This is a genomic window from Paludisphaera soli (assembly GCF_011064595.1).
In the GTDB taxonomy this organism is placed as follows: Bacteria; Planctomycetota; Planctomycetia; order Isosphaerales; family Isosphaeraceae; genus Paludisphaera; species Paludisphaera soli.
Genome location: NZ_JAALJI010000108.1, coordinates 1 through 1,370 on the forward strand (window position 1 = coordinate 1; position 1,370 = coordinate 1,370).

A 1,370-nucleotide genomic window follows, 5' to 3' on the forward strand; every position below is an offset into this window, starting at 1 on the left:
GGGGGCCATCGCGTCGGCGATCCGCAGCGCCTGCCGCACGTTCTGTTCGGTCTGGCCCACGAGGCTGCCGAGCAAGGCCCCGACGTCGAGCGTCAGCGTGGGCCGGCCCGTCTCGTTGCCCAGGGCCCTGGCGAACTGCGACTTGCCCGTGCCCGGCACGCCCAAAAGCAGGACGCCCCGGGCGCGGACGCCGGCCTCGCGGCCGGGCCGCAGGGCCCGCGAGCAGAACGCCTTGAGGGCGTCCAGCCCGCCCAGGTCGGCGAACGCCTCGCCGCCGCGGTGCAGCGTCAGCAGGCCCGACTTCTTGAGCATGCACGACTTCAGCTCCCAGAGCGGCCCGGCGGCGACGCGGCCGTGGCGGACGAGCGAGAGGCTGCAGGCCCCCTCGGCCTCGTACCGCGTCAGCCCGGCGGCCGCGTCCAGGATCCGGTCGAGCTCGTCGCCTCCGGGCAGCTCGCCCGGCTCGCAGGCGATCGAGCGGGCGATGGCCTCCAGCTGATCGCGTCCCGGCAGGTCGTGCTCCAGGACGACGAACTGCTTCTCCAGCTCGACCGGCATCTGGACGACCGGCGACAGGACGACGACGAAGCTCCTGGCCTGCTTGCCGGCGACGATCCGGGAATCGAGGGCCTGGACCACCTCGGGCGAGCCGAGGAAGCGGTGGAAGTTGACCAGGACCAGCAGCGCCGCGCCCTCGGGCGCGGCCATGGCGTCCAGGGCCCGGATCGCCGCCAGCGGGTCGGCGGCGTCGACGGGAGCGATAGCCTCGGTTTCTCGTTCTAGAATTCTGAGGCCAGCGCCGACGTCCCAGGCGGCGACCGTCCAACCCCGGGCGCGGCAGAGGCCGGCGACCTCGGCGAGGGCGTCCTGGTGCTCGGAGGACCGGAGCCACAGGCCGGTGAAGCAGGCGCGCACGTACTCCTCGAGGCGCTCGGCGAGCGTCATCGAAGGCTCCTCGATGGTGTGTGGGGGAGGTGGTCGCAGGTAGTGGGCGGCGAGGGATTCGGGGGCGGGGTCAGGTGGACTGATCCAGCCGCAGATCGGAGCGTTGGCCCTGGTGGAACTCGGCCGTCAGCGCCTCGGACGTCCGCCGGCCCAGGGCCCGCTCGACGGATCGGCTCGCCTCGCGGCACTCCGGGCCGGCGAAGCCCCGCGTTCGGACGGTCGTCTCGCCCTTGGGGCCGACCGAGATCTCGACGACCCTCTTCAAGACGCACCTCCGACCTGGATCGTGAGCCTGATGGAGCCGTCGCCGAGGAGGCGCTCGGCGATGGTGTGGCCCCGTCTCCTCGCCTCGATCCGGGCCTTTTCCACCGCGTACATCTGCAGCAGGCGGTCGAGCGGGGCCCGCTCCCCCCAGGCCCCGCCGC

Annotated in this window: 2 protein-coding genes; both read right to left on the reverse strand. The window is 73.3% G+C overall.

The genetic code is table 11. The features are described from left to right. Positions 1–945, reverse strand: a 945-nt coding sequence (locus tag G6O68_RS31795) for an AAA family ATPase (RefSeq protein ID WP_165253768.1), incomplete at its 3' end; no start/stop codon positions are given. 70 nt (positions 946–1,015) lie between these two features. Beyond that, on the reverse strand, positions 1,016–1,210 hold the full coding sequence (locus G6O68_RS31800) for a DUF2997 domain-containing protein (RefSeq protein ID WP_165253770.1): 195 nt from the start codon (positions 1,208–1,210) through the stop codon (positions 1,016–1,018). Positions 1,211–1,370 lie beyond the last annotated feature (160 nt).